The 16192-nt window shown below is 69.9% G+C and carries 12 protein-coding genes; 8 read left to right on the top strand and 4 right to left on the bottom strand.

The genetic code is table 11. The features are described 5' to 3' along the window. Positions 1–29: 29 nt before the first annotated feature. On the bottom strand, positions 30–353 hold the full coding sequence (locus tag MTE01_RS01760) for a WhiB family transcriptional regulator (protein WP_074694106.1): 324 nt from the start codon (positions 351–353) through the stop codon (positions 30–32). A gap of 146 nt (positions 354–499) precedes the next feature. Next, complete coding sequence (manA, locus tag MTE01_RS01755; RefSeq protein WP_141375398.1) at positions 500–1654, bottom strand: mannose-6-phosphate isomerase, class I; 1155 nt, start codon at positions 1652–1654, stop codon at positions 500–502. A 61-nt stretch (positions 1655–1715) separates the two neighbouring features. On the opposite strand from manA, the gene MTE01_RS01750 reads away from it, so the two are divergent. From MTE01_RS01750 to MTE01_RS01740, 3 genes are all read left to right on the top strand, one after another. Beyond that, positions 1716–3110: an O-antigen ligase family protein gene (locus tag MTE01_RS01750; protein WP_141375396.1), complete on the top strand. Its 1395-nt coding sequence runs from the start codon at positions 1716–1718 to the stop codon at positions 3108–3110. 103 nt (positions 3111–3213) lie between these two features. Next, positions 3214–5127 (top strand): glycosyltransferase, encoded by a 1914-nt coding sequence (locus MTE01_RS01745; RefSeq protein ID WP_103206493.1) that lies wholly within the window; start codon positions 3214–3216, stop codon positions 5125–5127. Then, entirely contained in the window at positions 5124–6095 is a 972-nt protein-coding gene (locus MTE01_RS01740) for a glycosyltransferase family 2 protein (protein WP_141375394.1), read from the top strand. Before MTE01_RS01745 ends, MTE01_RS01740 begins: the two co-directional genes overlap by 4 nt. Before the next feature lie 44 nt (positions 6096–6139). On the opposite strand, the gene MTE01_RS01735 is transcribed toward MTE01_RS01740, so the two are convergent. Then, a complete protein-coding gene (locus MTE01_RS01735) occupies positions 6140–8182 on the bottom strand; it encodes an acyltransferase family protein (protein WP_141375392.1) in 2043 nt (680 codons plus the stop codon). A 7-nt stretch (positions 8183–8189) separates the two neighbouring features. Beyond that, complete coding sequence (gene glf, locus MTE01_RS01730; RefSeq protein ID WP_103206496.1) at positions 8190–9326, bottom strand: UDP-galactopyranose mutase; 1137 nt, start codon at positions 9324–9326, stop codon at positions 8190–8192. Between the two features lie 167 nt (positions 9327–9493). On the opposite strand from glf, the gene MTE01_RS16915 reads away from it, so the two are divergent. The 5 genes from MTE01_RS16915 to MTE01_RS01710 are packed head-to-tail and all read left to right on the top strand — an operon-like array spanning position 9494 to position 16157. Beyond that, positions 9494–11410, top strand: a complete 1917-nt coding sequence (locus tag MTE01_RS16915; RefSeq protein ID WP_170210585.1) for a DUF6541 family protein — start codon at positions 9494–9496, stop codon at positions 11408–11410. A gap of 1 nt (position 11411) precedes the next feature. Next, a complete protein-coding gene (locus tag MTE01_RS01725; RefSeq protein ID WP_170210584.1) occupies positions 11412–12608 on the top strand; it encodes a glycosyltransferase family 4 protein in 1197 nt (398 codons plus the stop codon). Beyond that, positions 12605–13801, top strand: a complete 1197-nt coding sequence (locus MTE01_RS01720; RefSeq protein ID WP_141375388.1) for a glycosyltransferase family 2 protein — start codon at positions 12605–12607, stop codon at positions 13799–13801. Before MTE01_RS01725 ends, MTE01_RS01720 begins: the two co-directional genes overlap by 4 nt. Continuing rightward, the gene (locus MTE01_RS01715) at positions 13801–14928 is read left to right on the top strand and encodes a glycosyltransferase family 4 protein (protein ID WP_141375386.1); all 1128 of its coding nucleotides are present in this window, start codon (positions 13801–13803) and stop codon (positions 14926–14928) included. The genes MTE01_RS01720 and MTE01_RS01715 overlap by 1 nt, the downstream gene beginning before the upstream one ends. Further along, complete coding sequence (locus MTE01_RS01710) at positions 14925–16157, top strand: lipopolysaccharide biosynthesis protein (protein ID WP_141375384.1); 1233 nt, start codon at positions 14925–14927, stop codon at positions 16155–16157. Before MTE01_RS01715 ends, MTE01_RS01710 begins: the two co-directional genes overlap by 4 nt. Positions 16158–16192: the final 35 nt, after the last annotated feature.

The raw sequence follows: 16192 nt of genomic DNA, 5'->3' as shown, positions 1-16192 counted from the left end.
CTCAGACGGACGGACCGCGGATGACGAGGTCAGGCGCGACGCTTGAGCTTGCGACGCTCGCGCTCGCTCAGGCCGCCCCAGATGCCGAAGCGCTCGTCGTTCTGGAGCGCGTACTCGAGGCACTCGGACTTCACATCGCACGAGGTGCAGATGCGCTTGGCATCCCGCGTCGATCCGCCCTTCTCGGGGAAAAAGGCCTCGGGATCGGTCTGCGAGCACAGAGCGTCGGTCTGCCAGGCGAGGGTGTTCTCTTCGGTGGAGTCGATGTCGCGACGGACTCCGGGAACACCGAGATCCACCGGATCGACGAACCAATTCTCCGGGACACCGGACCGGTACTGCGATGTCGCCATATCGTCCTCCGCCTCGCTCGAGCCCCCATGACGCGGTTCCGCGCCGTCATAATTACACCCGTGTCATTCCGCTGAGTCAAGTCGCGGATCGTAAACCCTCAAGGGCGAGGTGAACCTTTACCCGCCGCCCCGGCGTGTCGCGGACCTCAGGCGCCGGGCATGGCGACGAAGACCTCGCCCCCACCGTCGCTCGCCAGCGGCGACTCGTCGGGGGTGACGAGGGCCGCCTGGCCCGGTCGCACGGCGATGCGCGCGCCCGACGACCCGGTGAGCACGGTCTCGCCCGCCACCCCGAGCGCGATCGCGACGCCGCGCAGGTCCACTCGCCCCGGCGCGCCCGCCTCGAGGTGGCCGAGGGCGAAGTCGATGATCCCCGGCGCGAAGATCTCGGCGTTCTCTCCCGCGGCGACCGGGCGCAGGAACGGCGGCTCAGCCGGACGGAAATCGACGAGACCCAGCAGTTCCTCGACGTCGATGTGCTTGGGCGTCAGGCCGCCGCGCAGGACGTTGTCGCTCGCGGCCATGATCTCGACCCCGAGGCCGGCGACATAGGCGTGCAGCACGCCCGCGGGCACGAAGATCGCCTCCCCGCGCCGCAACTCGACGAGGTTCATCAGCAGCGCGACCACGATTCCCGGATCGGCCGGATAGGCGGAGTGCAGCGACCGCGTCAGGGCCAGCTCGGCGGCGAACTGCGGCGCCTCGGCCGAGGCCGCGGCATCCACGATCTCTTCGATCTCGGCGCGCTCCGCCCCGCCGAGCAGCCAACCGATCGCCGAGCGCAGAGCGTCGTCGCCCGAGAGGCGGTCACGCAGCGCCTGCACGGCGGGGGCGTCGCCGAGGGCGTCGACGAGGGTGCGCGTGCGTTCCAGGTCGCGCAGTCCCGCGAGCGCGGTGAACGTGTCGCTGAGGGCGACGATCACCTCGGGCTTGTGATTGTCGTCCTTGTAATTGCGCTCGCCCGCGTCGCGCGGGACGCCCGCCTTCTCTTCGCGCGCGAAGCCCTCGACCGCCTGCTCCTTCGAGGGGTGCACCTGGATAGACAGCGGCGCTCCGGCCGCGAGCAGCTTCAGAAGATAGGGCAGCTTCTCGGGAACGCCCTGCTCTGCCGCGGCGGCGGGCAACCACTCGTCGAGCGTGCGGTCGGATCCGTCGTGCACCTCGGCCGGCGAACCCGGGTGGTCGCCGAACCACACCTCGGCCTCGGGGGCTCCCGTGGGCTCGCGGCCCTCGAGATCGGCGATGAGGGTGGGGCTGCCCCAGGCGTAGTCGCGGGGGGTGTTCGAGATGGCGATCAGCACGGCGTCAGCCTAATGCGCGCACCCGACGACGACGGATGCCGACCGCTACCCTGAACACACCATGGCGATGCACACGAATCACCCCGTGTCGGCGCTGCCGACGGCGCCCGCGCGCGAGACCACCGGGCATCTGCTGCTGCGGGCCTGGTGCGTGCTGCTCCTCATCCTGGGCCTCGGCGGGGTGGGTCTGCTGAATGCGGTCGGTCCGACCGTCACCGCGGTCGTCGTCGCGGCCTCCACCGTCGTGTCCGCCGTCGTATGGCTCGTCGTGCGCCCGCCCGTCCCCGTCCGGCGCCTGCCGTGGATCGCCGCGGGATACCTCGTCTGGGCGACGGCGTCGGTGCTGTGGAGCGCCTGGCCCGCGGCATCCGTCCTGACTCTGCTTCTCCTGTGGATCACGACGTTCCAGGCGCTGTTCGTCGGGGCGGTGCTCACTTGGAGAGACGTCGTGCGCGCTATCGCGTCGGCGGCCAAATGGGTCGTCGGATTGTCGCTGGTCTTCGAGCTCGCGGTGTCCGTCATCGTGCGAGGACCGCTGCTGCCGGGATTCGTCGTCGCGACCGAACCGGGGCAGGTTCCCTGGTCTCGCGGCGCCCTGCTCACGGGCGGCCGGATCCAGGGCATCTTCGGCGACGCCGACCTGTTGGCCGCGGTGATGCTCGTCGCGGTCATCGTCTTCGGCGTGCGACTGGCCGTCGGTGCGCCGCGCCGCGCACTGCTGGTGGTGTGGATCGTCGTCGCCGGCTTCCTCTTTGTACGCGCGGAGTCGATCACGGGGGTCATCGCCGCGGCCTTCGTCGCGCTCGTGCTCGGCACGGTGCTGGTCATGCGCACCGCGCGCCGCCCCGGCGAGCGCACGCGCTGGTACCTCCTTTACGCGGCGATCGGCCTCGGCGGCGGCGCGACGCTGTGGTTCGGGCGCGACACGATCTTCGGCGTGCTGGGCCGCGGTGCCGACCTCATCGGCCGCGAGGGGATCTGGGCCGACGTGCTGGCCCGGGCGGATCAGCATCCGATCATCGGGTGGGGGTTCTCGACGCCGTGGATCACCTCGGAACCGCTCATCGGCGGCTGGATCGCCGACCACGGGCAGCCGGTGACGCAAGCGCACGGCATGTGGCTCGACGCCTACCTTCAGCTCGGCGGTGTGGGGGTGGCGCTGCTGGCGCTCGTGTACCTCGCATACCTGTGGCGCTCGTGGTTCTTCGCGATCGACCGCCCGCGCTGGGATCTGCGCGACGATCGACCGCACTCCCCGCTCACCCTGCTGCCGACCCTCGTCGGCGCGCTGCTCGTGGTGCAGGGTCTGACAGACTCGGGCCCCCTGCTGCTGTGGGGATGGATGTTCGTGATCCTTTTCGGCGCGAAGATCAAGCAGACCCCGCTGGTGGGCGTCGGCCCGAGCGAACAGAGCATCTCGATCGAGCGCGGCGAGCTGCAGCGCCCCGCGCTCTGAGCCGCGCACCGGGGCGTCGAACGCTCAGGGTCGCGGCACGTGCGCCCGGTAGACTGCCCGCTGGCCGTCCGCGGCCGCGGCTCCTCGACCGAAAGATCTCTTCGTGACGTACACCCTGCAGAACGCCGTGCTGCCGCTCGACCGCGACCCCGACCTCCTTCCGTTGTACGTCGACCCCGAGACGTGGTCGACCATCGACGAGGAGCCGGTGCGGGTCACCAACGTCGCCCAGCTCGGCAACATCCTCGATCGCCACCGCGCCCGCATCGTCGCCGGCCGACGCGTCTCTTTCGGCACCTACTTCAACGCCTTCCCCGCCTCGTACTGGCAGCACTGGACGGCCGTGCGCCACGTGCGCCTGACCGTGCACACCTCGGGGGATGCCACGGTGCTCGTGTACCGCTCGAACGGCGGCGGCACGAAGCAGCGCATCGAGACGCGCGAGGTGCGCGGCGACGCCGTCGCGACCTCGTTCGACCTCGTGCTCGATCAGTACAGCGACGGCGGGTGGATCTGGTTCGACGTGGCCGCCGACCAGGCGGACGCGATGTTCGAGGGCGCCGAGTGGACAACGGAGCAGGAGCCCGTCCGCGGCGGCAAGGCCAGCATCGGCGTCACGACCTACAACAAGCCCGACTACTGCGTCTCGACGCTCGAGGCCCTCGCCGACGCCCCTGACGTGCTCGACGTCGTCGACCGGGTGTTCATCATCGACCAGGGCACCGATCTGGTCGAGGCGCAAGAGGCCTACCCGGCGGTCGCCGAGCGTCTCGGCGACACCCTCCAGGTGCTGCGCCAGCCCAATCTGGGCGGTTCGGGCGGCTTCGCCCGCGCCATGGTCGAGACCCTCGCCCGGGAGGGCAGCGACTTCGTGCAGCTGCTCGACGACGACGTGCGGATCGAGCCGGAGTCGATCCGCCGCTCGGTGGTGTTCGGCCGGTACGCCTCGGTGCCGACGATCGTCGGCGCCCATATGTTCGACCTCCTCGACCGCCCGAAGCTCCACGCCTGGGCCGAGGTCGTCGACGATGCCCCCTTCATGTGGCGGGCTCTGTTCCAGGAGCGCCTCCCCCACGACTTCAGCGTCGCCAATCTGCGCCAGAGTCCGCTGCTGCACATGCGCCTCGACGCCGACTACAACGGCTGGTGGATGTGCCTCATCCCCACCAGCATCCTGCGCGAGATCGGCCTCTCCCTCCCCGCCTTCATCAAGTGGGACGACGCCGAGTTCTGCGTTCGGGCTCGGGATGCCGGCTACCCCACGGTCTCCATGCCCGGTGTCGCGCTCTGGCACGTCTCGTGGCTGGGCAAGGACGACTCGATCGACTGGCAGGCGTACTTCCACGCCCGCAATCGCATCGTCGCCGCGCTTCTGCACTCGCGTTCGCCGCAGGGCGGGACGCTCATCCGGCACAGCCGACGCGTCGACCTCAAGCACCTCATGATGATGCAGTACTACCCGGTCGAGCTGCGCCACCGCGCCTTGCGCGACGTGCTCTCCGGGCCGGACCACATGCGCGCGAATCTCGCCACGGCCATGCCCGACGCTCGCACGGTCGCGAAGAAACACGCCGAGACCGTCGTGCACAAAGATTCGGGCGTGCCGCTGCGCTCGCGTCACGGGCGCCAGGTGTTCAAGCGCCTGAAGAAGCACGAGTTCGACAGTCCCACGGGTCTGGCCCTGCGCACCTTCACCGCGCGCACCCTCGTGTCGCACTGGTTCCACACGCCCAGGCCCGAGAACATCAGCCAGCCCGAGGTCGAATTCGGCAAGGGCGACGCGCACTGGTGGCGCGTCCCGCTCTACGACAGCGCCCTCGTGAGCGCCGCCGACGGCTCCGGCAAGAACATCTACACGCGCGATCGCGCGATGTTCCGTCGCATGCTCGTTGATAGCTGGAAGCTGCACCGACGGCTCCAGCGCGAATGGCCCCGCCTGTCCCGTCAGTACCGCAGCGCCCTGCCCGAGCTCGTCTCCGAGGCCAACTGGCGCGCGACCTTCGAGGAGCGTCCGTGACCACGGCCCCGTTCGACCCGAAGACCGCGACCATCGTCGTCGTCACCTACAACCGCACGCACCTGCTGACGCGGCTCCTCGAGAGCATCGAACGCATGGACCCGGCACCCGGTCACCTCGTCGTGATCGACAACGCCTCGACCGACGACACCACCGCGGTGGTCGAATCGTTCCGCGATCGCCTGCCCACCGAGCTGGTCTATCGCCGTCTCGAGACGAACACCGGCGGCTCGGGCGGGTTCAGCGAGGGGGTGCGCACGGCCTACGAGCTCGGATCCGAATGGATCTGGCTGATGGACGACGACGTCGAAGTCGTGACGGACGGGCTCGCTCGCATGGGGCACTGGACGCCGCGCTTCCGCAGCATCCAGGGGCGGCGCTACGACTACGACGGCAGCGAGTTCTACTGGCAGTACCGCGTGGCCGAGTCGATGGCGATCCCGATCCCCTTCGCCCCCGCCGCCTTCGACGAGTCCGGCTTCAAGCCGATGAACTCGGGCTGCTTCGAGGGCATGTTCATCCACCGCGACATCGTGGCGAAGATCGGCCTGCCCGATCCCCGCTTCTTCATCTACTGGGACGACCAGTTGTACGGTTGGCTCGCTTCTCGCCAGACGCCCTCGGTGATCGTCAACGAGTTCGTGCTGCGCCGTACGCGCGAGATCAAGCAGTGGGACATGGGCATCCGGCACATGAACGCCTCGAGCGACGCGTACCGGTACTACATCATGCGCAACCGCGCCTACCTGCAGAAGTACTACCGCGCGCTCGGCGTCTACCGCACCCTGCCCTTCACGCTCGGGACGACGCTCACCTTCGTGAAGGAACTCATCCGCCTCGTCGTGGTCGAACGCAAGATCACCGGCACGAGCCACCTGTTCCGTGGGCTCCGCGACGGCCGACGCATCCTGCGCGACTCCTCGTGGAAGCCGATGCCGCCGCTGGAGCAGTCGCAGCCGGTCGGCTGAGTCGTCCGCGCTGACGCGACGCGGGACGCCTGTGCGTCCGCGGCTCAGCCGATCGTGGCCGGCAGCTGCTCGGCCAGGGACGGACTGAGCGTACGCGCATAGAGGCGGCTGAGGTGGTTGTCGTCGCGGTAGACCGCGACGTTCCCGATCTCGCCGACGCAGAGGTCGTCGGGGCAGATCCACGGCGTGAGGTCGACGAGGTGCAGACCCGGGCGGTCGAGGTCGTCGGCGGGGTTCCGATCGGCGAGCGATGCCGACCGCGGAACCGCGCAGTCGAGCGGATCGTCGGACCCGACCACGCAGTCGTACATGTTGAAGGCGAAACGCGGGTTGTCGCGGACGCCCAGCACCGGCACCCCCGCGCCGTCCATCCGGTCGAGGAAGCGTTCGATTCCCGGGCGCAGACGCTCGTCGTCCTCCCCGGCATCCGAGCGCGTCACGACCGTCAGCGCCGCATCGGGTCGCACTCGTTCGACGAGCTCGATGGCCGCCTCGCGCCACCCGTCGCAGCGCTCGTCCATACCCGGCTCGTCGAGACCCATCGAGCAGCCCCCCTTGATGAGGAAGACCACTCCCCACCCGTTGGCCTCGGCGACCGGGAGCAGGGCGCTCGTGATCTGCTGCGCGTGCGAGTCGCCGATCACGGCGATGGTGTGGCGGGCCCGCGGGGTGCCGGTGGTCTCGGAGCAGGTCCCGCGCAGCATCTCGACGTCGTTCGCCCACTCCCCCGAGCACTCGCGGTCCAGGTGGACCCACTCGTCGTCGATCAGGGTCGGAAGCGGCAGCAGCGGGGCGTCTGCCGGAGGTTTCGACAACGAAGGATCGCGCAGCACAGCGGCCCCGGGATTGGCCTGTAGCGCCCGCTCCTCGATCGCGCGCTCCTGCAGCCACGTCGACGCCTGCCAGGCTCCGACGGGAACGGCCACGACGGCGGCGGCGACCGCGAGAACCGTCACCGGCACCAGGGAGGAGGTGTCGGTCCTCCGCCAGGCACGCACGGGACGGTCGACGGCCCAGGTCAACAGTCGCGCGAGCAAGAGCGACAGCACGATGATCCCCGCCCCTCCCACCAGCCCCACCTCGGTCCGGCCGTTCACGACGAGGAAGGTCACGAGGATCGGCCAGTGCACGAGGTACAACGCATACGCATCCCGCCCCACGGCCTGCAGCGGGCGCGCAGAGAGCACCCTCGCCAGCGAGAACCGCCCGGTCTCACCCGATCCCGCCACCACGATGGCCGCCGCGCACAGCACCGGCCACAGCGCGAGGAACCCCGGGAACCCGCCCTGGACGTCGAGTACGGCACCCAGCACGAGGAGTCCGACCAGGCCCGCCCACCCGACGACGACGCGGGCGACCGCGCCGAGCCGGACACGGGGCAGCGCCACGACCAGCAAAGACCCGGCGGCGAACTCCCACAGCCGCGCCCCGGTATCGAAGTACGCCAGCTGTTGCGCCGACGCCGTGCGGACGACCGAATATACGAACGAGATCGCGAAGACCGCGCCGAAGACCACGCCCACCACGCGATCGGGGGACCACCCGCGACGGCGGACCGCGATCTGGCAGACCCACAAGAGGATCACCCACAGCACGAAGGCCTGACCCTGCACCGACATCGACCAGAAGTGCTGCAGCGGACTCGGCACGTCGGTGCGCGCGTAGTAGTCCACCGCGTCGGCGGCCAGGAGCCAATTCTGCACGTAGCCGAGAGACGCCCACGCCTGCTCGGCGATCGAGCGGTACATCGTCTCGGGATAGACCGACCACACCACGGCCAGGATGCCGACCAGGGTCACGGCAGCGGCCGGCAGCAAGCGACGGAACACACCGAGCAGGTGACGGACCGGGCGCACCGGGGCGGGGCCCGCCATGCGACGGACGAACCCACGGGTGAGGAAGAACGCCGAGAGCATGAGGAAGACGTCGACGCCGCCCGAGACCCGGCCGAACCAGACGTGGTACGACACGACCAGCAAGATGGCGACGGCGCGCAGCCCGTCGACGTCGCGACGATACGCCCAGCGCCCCTCCGTCCCCCGGTGCTCGGGCACAGAGCGGGTGGGCGACCCGAGGGTCAGATGCACGGGGACATCACGCGAGCTGGTTGTTCCACATCGACAGAGCGGAACCGATGGCCATGTGCATGTCGAGGTACTGGTAAGTGCCGAGGCGGCCGCCGAAGTGCACGTCGCGCTCTCCCTTGGTCAGCTCGCGGTAGGCGAGCAGACCGGCGCGGTCGTCGGCGGTGTTGACCGGGTAGTAGGGCTCGTCGGCGCGCGTGGCGAAGCGCGAGTACTCGCGCACGACGACCGTCTTGTCAGTCGGGTACCGGTCGGCGCGCTCGGGGTGGAAGTGCTTGAACTCGTGGATGCGCGTGTACGGCACGTCGGCGTCGGCGTAGTTCATCACGCTGGTGCCCTGGAAGTCGCCGATCGGCAGAACCTCCTGCTCGAAGTCGAGCGTGCGCCACGACAGCTCGCCCTCGGCGTAGTCGAAGTAGCGGTCGACCGGTCCGGTGTAGACCACCGGCACCTGGCCGACGGTCGCCTTCTTGTTCAGCGGCTGCGACTCGTCGAAGTAGTCGGTCGAGAGCTTGACGTCGATGTTCGGGTGATCAGCCATCCGCTCCAGCCACGCGGTGTAGCCGTCGACGGGCAGACCCTCCCACGTGTCGTTGAAATAGCGGTTGTCGTAGGTGTAGCGAACGGGCAGCCGCGAGATGACCTCCGCGGGCAGATCCTTCGGATCGGTCTGCCACTGCTTCGCGGTGTAGTCGCGGATGAACGCCTCGTACAGGGGACGACCGATCAGCGCGATCCCGCGTTCCTCGAGGTTTGCGGCATCCTTCGCATCGAACTCCCCGGCGAGCTCGTGCACGAGCGCGCGCGCCTGATCGGGCGTGTACGCCGCCTGGAAGAACTGATTGATCGTGCCGAGGTTGATCGGCAGGGGGAAGACCACGTTCTTGTGCGTCGTGTAGACGCGATGCACGTAATTCGTGAACCGCGTAAAGCGGTTGACGTACTCCCACACCGTCGGGTTGGAGGTGTGGAAGAGATGCGCGCCGTACTGATGCACCTCGATGCCCGTCTCGGGCTCGTCCGCCGAATAGGCGTTGCCGCCGATGTGATGACGACGATCGATGACCGTGACCTTGCGGCCCGCGGCGGCGGCGCGCTCGGCGATGGTGAGGCCGAAGAAGCCGGAGCCGACGATGAGAAGGTCCATGAAATGCTGCGTCTTTCGTGTCGAGAGTGGGGGCACGACCCCGCGGGAGACGTCCGGTCGATACTACCCGGGACGCATCCGTGCCCCCGCGGCCGCGCTCAGCGGCCCCGCAGAGACCGTCCGATACGATGGCGTGTCGTAACGGCCGCGGACGGAGACGGAATTGCATGGGTGACTGGGTCAGCGCGATTCCGGCGTACCTTGCCGTCGCTGCCGTTCTGATCATCCCCGGCGTCGCCGTGGTCGCCGTCGGCTGGGGCTGGCGAAGCCCCCAACGGCTGCTGCTCGCTCCCGCGATCTCGGTCACGATCGCCGCCGCCGCGGCGTCCGTCGCTCCCCTCGTGGGTCTGCGGTGGAACCTGATCCCCCTCGCCCTGGTCACGCTCCTGGTCATGGGCATCGCACTCGTCCTGCGCCGCGTCGCCGGGGTCGACACCGCGCCCGCCGGGCGCCGAACGGGACTGGTCGCGCTCCTGTCGCTGGTGGCGACGGCCCTCGTCAGCGCCGTCATGTTCGCCCGCGCCTTCGGTGCTCCCGGCAACATCGCGCAGCGCTTCGACAACATCGTCCACCTGAACGCGATCGCCCTGGGCCTGCAGAACGGCAGCGCTTCGCCGTTCCAGATCGGGTCCACCTCCGACATCGGCTTCTATCCGAACGCCTGGCACGCCCTCACCACCCTCGGCGCCGAGTTGACGGGCGCGAGCGTCCCCGTCGCGGTGAACGGGTCGAACCTGGCGATCGTGTCGATCCTCTGGCCCGCGTCGGTGATGGCTCTCGCCGGGGCCTTCTTCGCCCAGCGCCGCACCGCCTACGTCGTGTCCGCTGCGCTGTCGACGGGGTTCGGGGCCTTCCCCGCCCTGTTCTTCAACTGGGGCGTGCTGTACCCGAACCTCGTCGGGTACGCCATGCTCCCCGCGGCCCTCGCGGTCATCGTGACGATGCTGCCCGAGCGCCGTGCCCCCGCCCTGGTGCGCTCGGCTCTGCTGGTCGCCCTGCTGGCCGGGGGAACCTTTCTCGGCCACCCCAACGCGTTCCTCAGCCTGCTGTTCTTCGCCGCCGCCGTCGTCATCACCGCGTTCGCCGTGCGCGCGGTCACCGAACGCACGCGCGGATCCGTCCTCGGGCTCGGGATCGCCGTGGTCGCCTTCGCCGTGGCGTTGGCGGGTACCGTCGCGGTCTTCCGCACCGGGGCCGAGCACTCGGGCTGGGCACCGTGGCAGCAACTGTCGCAGTCCCTCGGCGAAGGGCTGTTCGCCGCACCGCGCGGGTTCACTCCAACCGTGGTCGCCTCTCTGCTGCTGATCGCGGGCTTCGCCGCCGTCGCGCGCCGCCCCCGCCTGCTCACGGTCCTCGCGCCCTTCGCCGTCGCGGTGGCGCTGTTCGCCGTGGCCTCGGGCCTGCGCATCGACAGCCCCCTGCGTCAGCTGCTCACCAACCCCTGGTACAACGACTCGAACCGGCTCGCCGCGCTGCTGCCGCTGGTGGCCATCCCCGTCGCCACCCTCGGCGCGCTGGCCATCGTCGATCTCGTCCGAGCGACTGTTGGCGAACGACGTGTTCCCGGGTGGCTCCGCGTCGGCGCGGTGGTGGTCGGTATCGCCGCCGTGTTCTCGGTGGCGATCGGTCCCAACGTCCGAATCGCGCTCGCCCAGGTGCACGAGGCCTACGCCTATACCGACAGCTCCCTCATCCTGTCGTCCGACGAAGAGGCGCTGCTCGAGCGTCTCGACGAGGAGACACCCCCCGACGCGCTCATCGCCGGGAGCCCCCGGACGGGTACCTCCCTCGCGCTCGCCTTCGCAGACCGCCAGGTGACCCAGAAGCACGTCTTCGGAAACCCCTCCCCCGAGGTGCTCTTCCTCAACGCGCATCTTCGCGACATCGACTCCGACCCGGCCGTGTGCCGCACCGTCGATCAGCTCGGCGTCGACTACGTGCTCGACTTCGGCACGCAGGACGTCATCGATCCCGCGGGCGCCGCGGCCTACAGCGGCATCCAGGACCTCACTCCCGGCACGCACCTCGTGCTCGTGGATTCGCAGGGCCCGGCCGCCAAGTTGTTCCGCATCGAGGGGTGCTGAGGTGTCGCGCGCTTCGACCGTGGCGGTCGCGTACGACTGCCTGTTCCCCTACTCCACCGGCGGTGGTGAGCGGCAGTACCGCGCTTTCGCCGACGAACTGGGACGCTCGGGTCTCGACGTCGACTATCTGACCGCCGTGCAGTGGGATGCCGCGACCCCGCCGGAAGACCATTTCCGTATCGTGCCGGTGACCGGGCGCCTGTCGCTGTATTCCGACGACGGTGTGCGCCGTATCCCTGCGGCCCTGCGCTACGCGGCGGGACTGTTCGGCGCGCTGGTGCGCCGGCGCCGTCGGTACGCGGCCGTCGTCGTCAGCGGTCTGCCGATCTTCAACGTCTTCGCCGCCCGCCTGGCACTGCTCGGATCGGGCACGCGCCTGGCGGTCGACTACCTCGAGGTGTGGCACCGCCGACAGTGGGTCGAGTACTCGGGCGTCGTCACCGGAACGATCGCCTGGGTCCTGCAGCGCGCGGCCATCGCGGTCACCCCGCTGGCCACGTGCCACTCGCAGCTCTCGGCCGCCCGTCTGCGCCGTGAGGGTCTGCGTGGCGCGCCCCTCGTGAGCCCCGGGCTCATCGACGGTGCCGTCGAGGTGGCTCCCCCCTCGGCGGCCGCGGCTCCGCCGTACGTGCTCTACGTCGGCCGGCACATCCCCGACAAGCGCGTCGAGGTTCTCCCGGCCGCCGTCGCGGCGGCGCGCAAGAGCCTGCCCGACCTCCGCCTGGTCGTGCTCGGCACCGGGCCCAGCTCCGAAGCCGTGCGCGCCGAGGTGCGACGCGTCGGCGGCGAGGAGTGGACAGACTTCCCGGGCTTCGTCTCGGATGCCGAACTCGACACACTGCTGCACGGAGCCCTCGCCCTGGCCAACCCGTCACGCCGCGAGGGGTACGGCCTCGTCGTCGTCGAGGCGAATGCCCACGGCACTCCGGTGGTGCTCGTCGCCGACGAGGGCAACGCCGCGACCGAACTCATCGACGACGGCGTCAACGGCGTCGTCTCCCCCACCACCCGCCCCGCCGATCTCGCCCGGGCCATCCGGGACATCGCCGAGGGCGGTGACGACCTGCGACGCACAGCGCGCGCCTGGTACGACACCGCCGTCGGCACTCGCACCATCCGCCGCACCGTGGACGGCATCATCTCGGCGCTGTCGCTGCCGAGCCCCGCCGCGGTGAAGACGAAAGAAGACACCCCGTGACCACTCCCGCACCGTCCGACGTCGAGCTGACGATCCTCATGCCGTGCCTCAACGAGGTCGAGACGCTCGAAGTCTGCATCCGCAAGGCGCAGGGCTTCCTCGAGCGCAGCGGCATCCGGGGCGAGATCCTCATCTCCGACAACGGCAGCACCGATGGCTCGCAGGCCCTCGCCGAGGGGCTCGGCGCCCGCGTCTCGCACGCCCCGCGTCGCGGCTACGGCGCTGCGCTCATCAACGGCATCGAGACGGCCCGCGGTCGGTACATCATCATGGCCGACGCCGACGACAGCTACGACTTCGAGAACCTCGAGCCCTTCGTCGAGCGCCTGCGGGCCGGAGCAGATCTGGTCATGGGCAACCGCTTCCGCGGCGGCATCGAGCCGGGCGCCATGCCCCCGCTGCACAAGTACCTCGGAAACCCGGTGCTGTCGTTCATCGGCGAGCTGTTCTTCAAGCCCGGCATCCGCGACTTCCACTGTGGCCTGCGCGGCTTCAACCGCGCCCGCATCCGCCAGCTCGACCTGCAGACCACCGGCATGGAGTTCGCCTCCGAGATGGTCGTGCGGGCATCTCTCGCCCGCTTCCGCATCGAAGAGGTCCCCACGACCCTCAAGAAAGACGGTCGCTCGCGCCCGCCGCACCTGCGCAGCTGGCATGACGGGTGGCGTCACCTGCGCTTCCTCCTGCTGTTCGCTCCGCGCTGGCTCTTCGTCTACCCGGGCCTCGTGGCCTTCTTCTTCGGCGCCATCGCGGTCGGCGTGCTGTCGTTCGGCGGTGTCCGCATCGGCGACGTGGGCTTCGACGTGACGACCATGGTCTACGCGAGCGCGCTGTGCGTGATCGGGTTCCAGTCCCTGCTGTTCTTCTGGTTGACCAAGCTCTACGCCACGCAGGAGGGGTTCCTCCCCACGAGCGAGAGATACCGGCGCATCGTGGCGAAGTGGTCGGCCGAGCGCGGTCTGCTCATCGGTGTGGGCCTGTTCTTCCTCGGCATCGTCATCGGCATCGTGCAGGTGGCGCTGTGGGGAAACCTCGACTTCGGGGCGCAGAACGCCGCCCAGGCCGTGCGCATCGCCGTCCCCAGCGCGCTGTTGATCATCCTTGGCTTCCAGACCGCGATGATGAGCTTCTTCTCGGGCGTGCTGACCACGCCCCGGCGCGAGCAGCGCCCCGAAGCCGTCATCGAGAGCTGATGGCCGAGCGCCGCATCCTCGTCGACCTCCTCGGGTTCACCGGCTCACGCGGGGGCACCGAGACCTACGTCCGCGAACTGCTGCCGCGTATCGCCGGTCTTCTGCCGGAGACGCGCTTCGCCGCGGTGACCGGTCGTGCCGGCACCGACCGCGTGTCGGCCTTCTTCCCCGGCCACGTGCAGACGGTGCCGTGGGTGGGCTCCGGCCCGGCGACGTGGGCCCTCGGCGCGGTCACGTCGACCGACCTGCTCGCGCGGCGGGGCCGGGCCGACCTGGTGTGGGCACCGGCCAACTTCGGGCCTGTCTTCCGCGGCGTCAAGCGCATGGTCACCGTGCACGACGCGATCTACGACGAGGTGCCCGGCGGCCTCGCCCAGCGCGCGCAGCGCGCGGTGACGTCGACCCTCATGCGTCGTTCGGCGCAGACCGCCGACCGCGTGATCACGGTGTCGCACGCGGCGGCTCACAGCATCGAGCGCTTTCTCGGCGTTCCCGCCGGTCTCATCTCGGTGGTGCACAACGGCAGCTCCGAACCGCGACCCGTCGCCGAGCCCCACGGCATCCTGTCGCCCTTCGCGCTGCCGGCGGGCCGACCCCTCGTGCTGAGCGTCGGCAACCGCATGCCGCACAAGAACTTCCCGGGGCTGCTCGCCGCTCTCGCGACCATCTCCCCCACCGATCGACCCGTGACGGTCATCGCGGGCAGCCGCTTGCCCGATCCGCTCGCCGGTGACGTGGCGCGACTGGGCCTCGAGCGCGACGTGATCCTGCCCGGCTGGGTCAGCGACGAGCAGCTCGAGGCTCTCTACCAGGCCGCCGCCCTCTACGTCTGCCCCTCCCTCGCCGAGGGCTTCGGCCTCCCCGTCGTCGACGCACTGCGCCGGCGGGTTCCCGTCCTCGCCCACGATGTCCCCGTCCTGCGGGAGGTCGGCGGCGACGCGGCTCACTACGCCGATGCGACGGATGCCAACGCCTTCGGCGCCGCGATCACAGCGGCGTTGCGGACTCCCGCCGACGACGCCGCGCGGTCCGAGGCCCAGCGGTGGGCGTCGCGCTTCACCTGGGACGCCGCGGCCGAGGCGACGGCGCGAGTGCTCGACAAGGTGCTATCGGAGCGCGGCCGGTGAAGGTCCTTCTCGCTCGTCTGATCGGCTTCGGCACCGCGCCGATGATCGTCGCCGTCGTGCCGCTGCTGGTGCTGCCCATTGCGGCGCGTATCCAGGGAGCCGACGGGTGGGCGGCGATCGGCACCGGCCAGGCGCTGGGAAGCCTCCTCGCGATGATCTCGAGCTACGGCTGGAACGTCGCCGGTGGAGCCCGTATCGCGATGGCGGAGCACGACGAGGCCCGGAGGGACGTCTACGCCCACAGCTTCTGGTCCCGCCTGACGGTGTTCGTCGTCGCGGGCGGGGTGGCCGCGTGGGCCGCGGCGGCACTCGTCGGCGGCGCGTTCGGAGGGGTCGCTGCGCTCGTCGTCCTCGCGACGGGTCTCACGGGACTGACGATGTCGTGGTACGCGGTCGGCACGGGACGCGCGCAGATGGTGCTCTGGTACGAGGCGATCCCCATGGCGGTGTTCACGGCCGGCAGCGCTCTGGTGATGCAGCTGTCGGGACAGTTGGTCGCCTACCCGCTGATGATGATCGCCGGAACACTCGTGGGACTCGCGGCCCTCCACCTCCATCTCTTCGGGCGGGTCGTCCCGCCGCTGCATCCCGCGGGCATCGCGGGGAGCTTCCGTCAGAACCTTCCCCTCGCGAGCGCCGACGGCCTCGGGGGCAGCTACACGACCGCGCCCGTCCCCATCACCCAGGGGGTGGTCGGCACCCAGGCCGCCGCCGAGCTCACCTCGGCCGACAAGCTGTATCGGGTGGGGCTCACGGCGATCCTGATCGTCGGCAACACCCTGCAGAAGTGGGTCCTCGAGGCCACCTGGGAACAGGGTCGGACGCGGCGCCACCTGGTCGCCCTCGCTCTGCATCTCGTCGTGGGAATCGTCGGTCTGCTGGTCCTGGTCCTGCTCGGACCCTGGCTGACCGCGGCGTTTTTGGGCTCCGCCGTCGCGCCTCCCCCCTCGATGTTCCCGGCCTACGGGGTGACGTATCTCATCATCTCGTTGACGACGCCGCTGATCCGCAACGTGCTGGTGCCCGCGAACCGCAATCGCATCGTGCTTCTGGCGATCATCTCGTCGGCGTGCGTCGGTCTTCCCGCGATGTTCCTGCTGGGGTCGACGCTCGGGGCGACCGCTGTCGTCTGGGGTCTCGCGGCATCGGAGGTGGTGGTGCTCACCATCGTCGGTATCGCCGCTACCCGGGAGATCCTGCGACAGCGTGCGATCGTCGCCAACGCCTGAGCGTGAGGCCCGTCGCGAGCCGTCGGCGAAACCGT

Source organism: Microbacterium testaceum (genome assembly GCF_006539145.1).
In the GTDB taxonomy this organism is placed as follows: Bacteria; Actinomycetota; Actinomycetes; order Actinomycetales; family Microbacteriaceae; genus Microbacterium; species Microbacterium testaceum.
The sequence above is the reverse complement of the archived record's forward strand: the minus strand, read 5'-3'. Positions and strand labels throughout refer to the sequence as shown.

Coding starts and splice junctions, on each gene's coding strand:
- MTE01_RS01760 (WP_074694106.1), bottom strand. CDS start 353: ATGGCGACATCGCAGTACCGGTCCGGTGTCCCGGAGAATTGGTTCGTC.
- MTE01_RS01750 (WP_141375396.1), top strand. CDS start 1,716: ATGGCGATGCACACGAATCACCCCGTGTCGGCGCTGCCGACGGCGCCC.
- glf (WP_103206496.1), bottom strand. CDS start 9,326: ATGGACCTTCTCATCGTCGGCTCCGGCTTCTTCGGCCTCACCATCGCC.
- MTE01_RS16915 (WP_170210585.1), top strand. CDS start 9,494: ATGGGTGACTGGGTCAGCGCGATTCCGGCGTACCTTGCCGTCGCTGCC.
- MTE01_RS01715 (WP_141375386.1), top strand. CDS start 13,801: ATGGCCGAGCGCCGCATCCTCGTCGACCTCCTCGGGTTCACCGGCTCA.